The sequence below is a fragment of the Acinetobacter harbinensis genome (genome assembly GCF_000816495.1).
Lineage (GTDB): Bacteria > Pseudomonadota > Gammaproteobacteria > Pseudomonadales > Moraxellaceae > Acinetobacter > Acinetobacter harbinensis.
On sequence record NZ_JXBK01000001.1, the window covers coordinates 1,044,446 to 1,053,993 of the forward strand.

Genomic DNA, 9,548 nt, shown 5'->3' on the forward strand with positions numbered 1-9,548 from the left:
GACATCAGTCCACTGATGCCTGCACCAATAATGGCAATCTTCATGTTATCGGCTGGCAACTATTTAGCGCATATCTTTGAGTTTAAGCGCGGCTTCTTCAGCAAAATAAGTCCAAATACCATCTGCACCGGCACGGCGGCAGCTCATCAATGATTCAATAATCACATCATCCGACAACCAACCATTTTGAATGGCTGCGGCCAACATGGCGTATTCACCGCTGACTTGATAGACAAAAGTAGGAACCCCGAAGGTATCTTTGACTTCACGCACAATATCTAAATACGGCATGCCCGGTTTAACAATCACCATGTCAGCACCTTCTTGAATATCCAGTGCAATTTCATGTAATGCTTCGGCGCGGTTGCCAATATCCATCTGATAATTGTATTTGTTGCCCCCTTTTAAATTGCTCGATGAGCCGACCGCATCACGAAATGGGCCATAAAAGCTGGAAGCATATTTGGCTGAATAGGCCATGATATTGGTATAAATATGGCCATTTGCTTCAAGTGCGCTGCGGATTGCGCCAATACGACCATCCATCATGTCACTGGGTGCAACCACATCCGCACCCGCTTCAGCATGGCTTAAGGCCTGTTTAATTAAACACTCAACCGTTTCATCATTTAATACATAACCGCTGTCATCAATAATGCCGTCTTGGCCATGCGTGGTGTAGGGATCAAGTGCGCCATCAGTAATCAGCACCATCTCGGGTAATTCTTTTTTTAATAAGCGTAACGTGGTTTGCACCACGCCATCTTCGTGCCACGCTGCTTCAGCCGTTAAGCTTTTATCGTGCTGCGGTGTAACGGGGAATAACGCCAGTTTAGAGACGCCCAATTCCAGTAAGCGTTCTGATTTTTTTAGCAGTAAATCAGCCGATAAACGCTGGATATTCGGCATACTCGGAATATCTTGGCTTTGGTTTTGTCCCGGTAGGACAAATACTGGGTAGATGAGATGATCGGTCGTCAACTGTGTTTCACGCACCATAGAACGTAATTTGTCATTTTTACGAATGCGGCGCATACGGGTGGCCGGAAATGCAGGACGATTGAACGTATAAGTCATAACAATCTCATTGATCAGTATTAAACTAAGACTATTGTAGACCCAGAATTGAATTTTGGGGCAAAAGTTAACAGCTATTTCTCAAATTAAGGTATTCCAGTACATGACCAGTAATGCAGATAAAAAGTGGATGGGGGGGATTCATTTGGGCTCGAAAGTGGAGATAGATTTGGTGTTGCAACAATTGTGTCATGCCTTTAATCACGCGCCGTACTTTAAACATAACGAAATGCAAATGCGCGTAGTGGATGGACAAATTGAAGCCTATATTGATATGCAACCGTTTATGGTGGGCAATGTGGCTTTTCAGATTTTACATGGCGGTGTGGCTGCAACCATCTTAGACAGTATTGGCGGTATTGTGGCCATGGGGGAATTGTATAAAAAGACCGAAGCGGCAGATTTGCCGGACACCATTAAAAAAGTGACCCGTTTAGCCACGGTTGATATGCGAGTGGATTATTTGGCGCCAGGTCGTGGTCAATATTTTATTGCCCGTGCTGAAACCTTACGTTTAGGGCGTAAAGGCTGCACCATGCGTATGACGTTGGTGAATGATGCGGATAAAGCAATTGCAACAGCAATTGCCTCGTATGCCTATTAATATTGGGTTAAGCCGATTAAATTAAACTCGGCTCTCTTGCGCTTTGATGCATCTATGGATGAAAATTTACTTCTAAAATCATTTTTAAAACTGGTGAGTTGTGTTTTTATTCTCGCATCATGATTTTTTTATCATTAAAATGCGTCATCAATCAAATAAAGTGACTTTCTCATCGACACCATCTCATGACATGGATGGTCAGGCATAGCGGTTGGTTTTATTAGTTAGCACTACGTTTATGCCGTGTGGTGACCCAGTCTATCGAATTTAGGAATAATCGATGACAGATGCACAAAATTCTGAGTTAGACGGCGCAAAAACTGAAGAACTCTCTGATGCCGCTTTAAAGCACAAACGTAAAAAAGCGTTAACTGTTGTTGGACTGATTCTGCTGATTGTAGCCATTGCCTATGCAGTGTGGGCGATCTTTTTCAATCACTTTATCAGTACCGATAATGCCTATGTGGGCGCCGAGACGGCATCGATCACCTCGATGGTCAATGGTCAAGTGGCTGAAGTGTTGGTTAGTGATACCAAAGCGGTCAAAAAAGGTGATCTTTTACTGCGCATAGACAATCGTGACGCAGAAATTGCGCTTGCTCAAGCACAAGCTGAGCTCATGAAAGCCAAACGTCAATATAAGCAAACACAAGCCAACAGCAGTGCTTTAAATTCTCAAGTCTTTGTCAGTGACGATGGCATTAACAGTGCCAAAGCACAAGTGGCCAAAGCCCAAGCCGATCTAAACAAAGCCCAAGATGATTTGGCACGTCGTCAAACATTGGCCGCCTCTGGCGCGATTTCTAAAGAAGAACTGAGTACCGCACAAAGTGCGGTTAAAAATGCCGAAGCTGGCTTGGCTTTAAATCAGGCCGGTTTGGCTCAAGCACAATCCAGCCAAAAAGCCGCACAAAGCACTTTGGCTGCCAATGAAGCACTGATTCGAGGCAGTAATGAAACCTCGGCGCCTGACGTATTGATTGCCGAGACGCATGTTAAGCAAGCCTTATTGGATTTAGAACGTACCGAAATTAAAGCGCCGTTTGATGGTGTGATTACCCGCCGTAATATTCAAGTCGGGCAGCGTGTGGCGCCGGGCAGCGTGTTAATGATGTTGGTGCCAATTACGCAATTGTATGTCGATGCCAACTTTAAAGAAAATCAATTGCCCAAAGTAAAAGTGGGTCAAAAAGTTACCTTAATCTCAGATTTATATGGCTCTGATGTTGAATTTAACGGCACCGTAGTGGGCTTTTCTGGCGGAACGGGTTCAGCTTTCGCCTTGATTCCTGCACAAAATGCCACTGGAAACTGGATTAAGGTGGTGCAACGTTTACCCGTACGCATTGCGCTGGATCCGAAAGAGTTGGCCGATCATCCTTTACGGGTCGGCTTGTCGATGGACGCGAAAATTAATATCGCGTCGAAGTAACGCGCTATGAAAAATAATGATCTAGCATTTGGCGACCTGAAAGGGGGACGCTTAATCTTTGCTGCCTTTGTGTTGGCTTTGGCCAACTTTATGGTGGTGTTAGATATGACCATTGCCAATGTGTCGGTGCCGCATATTACCGGAAGTTTGGCGGTCTCCAGCTCACAAGGCACATGGGTGATTACCTCCTATGCCGTGGCCGAAGCAATTTGTGTGCCGCTTACCGGTTGGCTCGCAGGTCGTTTTGGCGGTGTGCGCGTTTTTGTGGTGAGTTTAATTGGCTTTACCTGCTTTTCAATTCTATGTGGTTTATCCACCAGTTTAGAGATGTTGGTGATTTGTCGAATTGGGCAAGGCCTATTTGGCGGACCGATTATGCCGCTGAGCCAAACTTTGCTGATGCGTATTTTTCCACCAGAAAAGCAATCGCAAGCCATGGGAATGTGGGCGATGACCACGGTGGTGGGGCCAATCTTAGGGCCGATCCTCGGGGGATCTATCAGTGATAATTTGTCGTGGCACTGGATTTTCTTTATTAATATCCCCGTTGGTATCTTTTGCGCCGTTGCAGCCATGCGCTTGTTAAAACCTGCTGAAACTGCCATTGCCAAAATTAAAATTGACAGTGTCGGATTATTTTTACTGATTGTTTGGATTGGCGCTTTACAGCTGATGCTGGATTTGGGTCATGAAAATGATTGGTTTAACAGCACCTTTATTTGTGCTTTGGCTGTCATTACCGTGGTGGGCTTGGTGACTTTTATTATTTGGGAGCTGACGGAGCGCCATCCCGTGGTCAATATCCAAATTTTTAGATATCGTGGCTTTACCGTTTCGGTGCTGTCCTTGGCCTTTGCCTTTGGCGCTTTCTTTGCCAGTATTGTGTTAATTCCCCAATGGGTGCAGATTAACTTGGGCTATACCGCAACTTGGGCCGGTTATCTAACGGCTACCATGGGATTTGGTAGTTTAACCATGTCGCCGATTGTGGCGAAAATGGCCACCAAATATGATCAGCGTGCTTTGGCCTGTTTTGGATTAATGATTTTAGCCGTAGCGACCTTAATGCGATCTTTTTGGGTGACTGAAGCGGACTTTATGGCTTTGGCCGTGCCACAAATTTTACAAGGCTTTGCGGTGCCATTTTTCTTTATTCCCCTGTCCAATATGGCCTTGGCGGCGGTGAAGCCATCAGAAATGGCTTCAGCTGCCGGTCTTATGAATTTCTTAAGAACCATGGCTGGCGCCATCGGTGCATCCATTGCCATTACCATGTGGGATGATCACAGTAAAATTGCCCGCAGCGAAATGGTGGCTACCTTGCACGTCGATGAAGTGCAAAATAACTTAGTGCAAAAGGGCATGAGCCCAGACTCGGCTTTGGGTTATATCTCACATTTGGTCGATCAAGAATCCTTAACGCTCTCTGCCAATCATGTGTTTTTAATTTTATCCATGGTGTTTGTTTTTGCAGGCCTGATTATTTGGCTGTGTCCGAAACCCAAACCCGGTGTCGGTGGACAACCTACGCATTAATCTAAAAATAACGATCTTCTATCGCGTTAAAATGCGCAGAAGATCGTTATGGGTTGGATGTTAATTTATAGGTCAGATCGACTGCGTCTTAACGCTGTTTGCCACTGATTCAAATGCATTTCTCGCTGATCATTATTCATATTCGGTTCAAACATACGATCGAGCTGCCAAGAGGCAGAAATTTCATCTAAATTAGAAAAGACGCCAGATTTTAATCCAGCCATTGCGGCTGCACCCCATGCAGTTGATTCCAACATTTTGGGGCGCAGTACCGGTACGTTTAAAATATCCGCCTGAAATTGCATCAACATATCGTTATGACTGGCACCGCCATCGACGCGTAATTGTTTTAACGGATGAGCAATATCAGATTGCATGGCGGTTAAAACATCGGACACTTGAAAAGCAATCGATTCTAACGCCGCCCGCGCAATATGGGCTTTATGCGTACCACGTGACATACCACAAAGTAAGGCGCGTGCATCACTGTCCCAGTGCGGCGCGCCCAGACCGGTAAAGGCGGGTACCAAAACCACGCCATCTGTATCACTGACTTGGCAGGCGAGTTTTTCAACTTCGTTGCTGTTATGGATAATTCCTAAACCATCGCGCAGCCATTGTACGATTGCACCGGCCATAAAAACACTGCCTTCTAGCGCGTAGGTGGTTTGTTCTTGGCAGTTCCATGCTACGGTGCTGATCAGTTTATTTTGACTCAACTGCACCTGTGAGCCTGTATTGAACAGCATAAAACAACCGGTGCCATAGGTATTTTTTGCAGTGCCCACTTCAAAGCAAGATTGCCCAAATAAAGCCGATTGCTGATCACCTAAAATACCCGTAATGGGAATATTGGCGCCCAATAAACCGCTTGCGGTATCGGCCACATAACTGTCGGATGAAATAATTTTGGGCAGTACGCTATGCGGGATATTAAACAGCGCAAGCAATTCCTCATCCCAAGTTTGGGTGTGCAGATTCATCAGCATCGTGCGCGATGCATTACTGACTTCAATCACATGCTCAGCACCTTGAGTGAGATTCCACATCAGCCAACTATCGACCGTACCAAAGGCCACATGGCCTTGCTCGGCAAGTTCGCGTAGACCAGCGATATTGTCCAGTAACCAGACCAATTTTCCGGCACTAAAATAAGGGTCGATGCGTAAGCCGGTTTTATGCTGAATTTTATCCTGTAGACCTTGCTCAGCCAGATGATTACACCAGTCCGTTGCACGACGATCTTGCCAGATAATGGCCGGCGCGAGCGGTTGGCTATTGCGTTTATCCCAAATCACTGTAGTTTCGCGTTGATTGGTCAGCCCAATGGCGTGGATGTCCTTGGCTAAAATTCCGGCAGAGGCCAACGCTTGCTGCACTACCGCAATTTGTGTGGTCCAAATTTCCTGAGCATCTTGTTCGACCCAACCTGAATGTGGGGTCTGAATATGGGTTTCACGTTGTGCTGTGGCTTGAATCTGGCCATGTTCATTAAAAATAATGGCTCGACTAGAGGTTGTGCCCTGATCAAGGGCAAGTAAGTAGCTCATAATTTTTCTGTTATTGGGCTGATAAAGGCAAATATTAGTTCAATTCTGCAACGCAGCGTATCAAGTTGTGTAAATTATGCGGAAATGTCTCGTAATTTTTAAGATTTATGCTATGATCGCTTTGTACTTTGGGGGTGTTTCTGGCTTCGACGCTGGTGATGAAACTCATAGATGCATGCCGAGAGCGCATTTTCTCTCGTTAATCAAATTTGCATTTTTTAGTCGCAAACGACGAATCATACGCTCTAGCTGCCTAAGGGCAGCTTGTCCAACTCTCCGAATACTTGTGGTTAGAGAGTTCGACTGAAGCGCACGCACACAAGGCCGTATAAAGTCAAGCCTCGGGGCTTTGTACTAAACTAAGAGGATCGCGATTTGTACCCTGTTCGTCGGGTCACAAAGAGTTAAAACAGTAGACGATATCTAAGCATGTAGTATTCTCGAGCGTAATGCTGGCGGACGCGGGTTCAACTCCCGCCACCTCCACCAAATACCTTCCCAAACATGGCAAAGTATGCCAAGTTTAGGAACTGAAAGGCTTAATCCTAAAGGGGTTAAGCCTTTTTTTATGCCTGAGTATAACCAAACATAACTAGCTATAGTGTACATGCGCCGTGTACGTTGGCATGTACATTGCGTATCCTGAACGAGCAAGTGCAGGTAAAAAGGCTAGAGAGATAATTATGGGTATTTTATACGGCGATAATCTAATCATTACCAAGTAGGGACGTAATCGATTAGAACGAAATAATGCTCAATGGTGTTTTTCACATCGAATTTTTAAATCACTCAATTAAATAAATTTTTCCAACCAATTTTTTACCCCTTCAAACTGACTGAAATCATCGAAACTTCTAGCCTGAACATTAGGCATGGTTGCGCTGATCATGCGGGTTAATGCATTGCCTGGACCTATTTCTAAAATAACATCGGGCTGATATTCACGAATAATTTCCATGCATTTATGCCAGTTCAAAGCATGGTCAATTTGCGCTGCTAAAATAGTAATGGCTTGTTGTGGTTGGTAGTATTTTTGACCATCAGATGCACTGATGATTGGGATGTGCATATTGTTTAAGGTCAAAGACTGTAGATAATCAGCAAAACCTTCCGCTGCATCTTGCATAAAAGAAGTGTGTGAGGGAATGGAGACTTTAAGCTTGCTGGCTTGTTGTGCACCATGCGCTTTGGCACTGTCAATTAATTGTTCAAGAGCAATCTCTGTACCCCCAATAATATAATGCGTGTCATTCAGCTTAATTGAAATCTCTGTGCTGCTATGCTGGAGTAACGGGAGAAGTTGCTTAAGATTCAAGCCTTGAATCGCGGCCAAGCCACTTTGTGTGCACAGGTTGTCCATCAGCATGGCACGCTTTAAAATCAGTTGGGTGGCGGCGGAAATATCCAGTGCCATACTACAACACACCGCACTGGCTTCACCCAAAGAATAGCCAGAGAGTAACATTGGCTCAGGAAAATGTGCTTTAATTTTTTGCCATCTTAAATATTGCAGTGCAAAAATAAAGGGCTGTGCAACTTGATTGTCAAACAACTGCGCAGGATTAAAGTCTGCATCGGATATCTGATGGATTAACGGTTGAAACTGTTCACTTAAGCCTAATTCTTGCGCCGTGTCTTTAATTTCTTGCATATGTTTGATGGACTGCAAGCCTTGTCCACTAAAGATGATGACAAAGTTCATGTTCCACCTTATAAAAAAATAGCGTCACACCCAATAAATCTGCACTGCCACCTGGGCTAAGCCGATGTTCGGTGAAATACTGGTTCATCTGATGCAGCTGCGTTTGCCAATTTAATTGTAAAACACCGCCTTGATTGAGAAAATTTTGTGCCATTTCCTGAACAATAAATAAAGCACTCATTCCGCCGCGCCATACAATATTGGTATCGGATAACTGGCTGATCAGTAATACCAATGTCTGTAGTGCCGCAAGCTGATGATTGCCGGTGGCCAGTAGTGTGGATTGATAGCAGGGCAGCGCTTGATGTTGAATAATCTGAAAACCATCTGCCACCAACTCAATGGCACCCGCGATTCCATATTTTTTTCGCATTTGTTGACCGTGGCTTAGTGGATTCCGCGCCAAGCTATAGCGTAAATCCGATTGCCAGTTTTGTATAAGCTGCTGACAGATCTGTGCGCTATTCAGGGATAAATCTTTTTTAATGCATTGCCCTACAGCGGCACAGGCAAAGCCAAGATTAAAAATAGCCCCTTTATGGGTGTTAATCTGTGCAGTGGCTTTTAACATCTGCTGTTCATAGTGCAGACCACTTTGTTGTAAATGGCTGAAGGGACGCTGTGCAAACCCCAGTTGGCAAATCTGTGCGTAATAGCCTTGCATAGCGCGAATACTTTTTTGGAACAGTGCATAATCCATATCGCTGTGGCTGCCGACACTGGATGGGCAGACCAAACCGGGTTTCAGTTCAAGGCTGACTTCATCATGTAAAGCGCTTAATGCCAATTGTTCAACCTGTGCCGCAAGGCGATGGATGGTCGTATTTTTAGCCGTTGCAAGTACGCTATTGTTGGAATGCATTCAGATTCCCTCCACAAATGTCTGCAATATTTTGCAGCTTAATATCGCGCAGTCCTTTGACGATTATTTGTTCCTGTTGATGATGGAGTGCAAAAATAAGCTCATTAAAGGAAATGTTTTGCTTATGCTCTAAAGCAATTTCACCATCAATTGGAATACAGAGCTGTGCTTTAAATTTAATAATTTCAGCAATAATTTGATCTAAGGCATGGCGGTGTTCAGGCTGAATCAGTAAATCGAGATCGGATTGGGCATGTACAAAAATATCTGGATTAAAAAACTGGTTGGCATACGAGCCATACACATATACACAGCAGGACAGTTGCTGCATCGCGCGGATAAAATGCTGTAGCATAGTTTGAATTTCAGCCGAGAAACGGTCTAATATTCTAGCCAATAGCAGGGGGCGCTGACTTAAAGTAGGCGTTGCGTTTAAGCCAAGCGCGACGCGATATTTTCGTTGTTGCAGCATGATGTTGATTGCCACTTTGAAATAATCTTCGGATTCCTGTCGGCATACAGTAAAAGGAATATTCTGTGAAATCTGTTCCTGTATTTTCTGTTTAACCTGTAAGGGCAGCGAGGCATCTAAAAATCTGTATGAATCGCTGGCTTGAAGATAAATTAAATCGTGGCGGTTCATGGCAAAACTCCTTATGCACGCAGTACCGCGGCCACGATTTCATGACTTAAATGCCGCCCTTGTCTTTGCTGGGCAATCTCCCGACGCTCATCATTTAGGTAGCTATTGATCTGACTTTGCTGCTGTTGAATGGCTTTTTCGG

At 44.7% G+C, this 9,548-nt stretch carries 8 protein-coding genes and 1 other RNA gene; 4 read left to right on the forward strand and 5 right to left on the reverse strand.

What is annotated here, in order from left to right; genetic code table 11:
* Positions 1-63: 63 nt before the first annotated feature.
* Positions 64-1,077 carry a porphobilinogen synthase gene (gene hemB, locus SE27_RS04845; RefSeq protein WP_039621367.1) on the reverse strand — a complete coding sequence of 338 codons (1,014 nt, stop codon included), beginning with the start codon at positions 1,075-1,077 and terminating at the stop codon, positions 64-66.
* A gap of 103 nt (positions 1,078-1,180) precedes the next feature.
* On the opposite strand from hemB, the gene SE27_RS04850 reads away from it, so the two are divergent.
* The 3 genes from SE27_RS04850 to SE27_RS04860 all read left to right on the forward strand — a co-directional run bounded on the left by SE27_RS04850 (position 1,181) and on the right by SE27_RS04860 (position 4,649).
* Positions 1,181-1,681, forward strand: coding sequence for a thioesterase family protein (locus tag SE27_RS04850; protein ID WP_039621369.1), 501 nt, complete (start codon positions 1,181-1,183; stop codon positions 1,679-1,681).
* A 280-nt stretch (positions 1,682-1,961) separates the two neighbouring features.
* The gene (locus SE27_RS04855; RefSeq protein ID WP_039621370.1) at positions 1,962-3,113 is read left to right on the forward strand and encodes an HlyD family secretion protein; all 1,152 of its coding nucleotides are present in this window, start codon (positions 1,962-1,964) and stop codon (positions 3,111-3,113) included.
* Between the two features lie 6 nt (positions 3,114-3,119).
* Positions 3,120-4,649: a DHA2 family efflux MFS transporter permease subunit gene (locus SE27_RS04860; RefSeq protein ID WP_039621371.1), complete on the forward strand. Its 1,530-nt coding sequence runs from the start codon at positions 3,120-3,122 to the stop codon at positions 4,647-4,649.
* Positions 4,650-4,714: 65 nt separating this feature from the next.
* Here the strand turns inward: SE27_RS04860 and glpK are convergent, their stop codons facing one another.
* Positions 4,715-6,199 carry a glycerol kinase GlpK gene (glpK, locus tag SE27_RS04865; RefSeq protein ID WP_039621373.1) on the reverse strand — a complete coding sequence of 495 codons (1,485 nt, stop codon included), beginning with the start codon at positions 6,197-6,199 and terminating at the stop codon, positions 4,715-4,717.
* Between the two features lie 130 nt (positions 6,200-6,329).
* On the opposite strand from glpK, the gene ssrA reads away from it, so the two are divergent.
* Positions 6,330-6,688, forward strand: a transfer-messenger RNA (tmRNA) gene (gene ssrA / locus SE27_RS13620).
* A gap of 304 nt (positions 6,689-6,992) precedes the next feature.
* Here the strand turns inward: ssrA and SE27_RS04870 are convergent.
* From SE27_RS04870 to mdcG, 3 genes are read right to left on the reverse strand one after another with little or no spacing between them, the layout of a single operon-like run.
* Positions 6,993-7,901 (reverse strand): malonate decarboxylase subunit epsilon, encoded by a 909-nt coding sequence (locus tag SE27_RS04870; protein ID WP_039621375.1) that lies wholly within the window; start codon positions 7,899-7,901, stop codon positions 6,993-6,995.
* Positions 7,879-8,763 (reverse strand): triphosphoribosyl-dephospho-CoA synthase MdcB, encoded by an 885-nt coding sequence (gene mdcB, locus SE27_RS04875; RefSeq protein ID WP_039621377.1) that lies wholly within the window; start codon positions 8,761-8,763, stop codon positions 7,879-7,881. Before mdcB ends, SE27_RS04870 begins: the two co-directional genes overlap by 23 nt.
* Positions 8,747-9,406, reverse strand: coding sequence for a malonate decarboxylase holo-[acyl-carrier-protein] synthase (mdcG, locus tag SE27_RS04880; protein ID WP_039621378.1), 660 nt, complete (start codon positions 9,404-9,406; stop codon positions 8,747-8,749). The genes mdcB and mdcG overlap by 17 nt, the downstream gene beginning before the upstream one ends.
* Between the last annotated feature and the right edge of the window lie 142 nt (positions 9,407-9,548).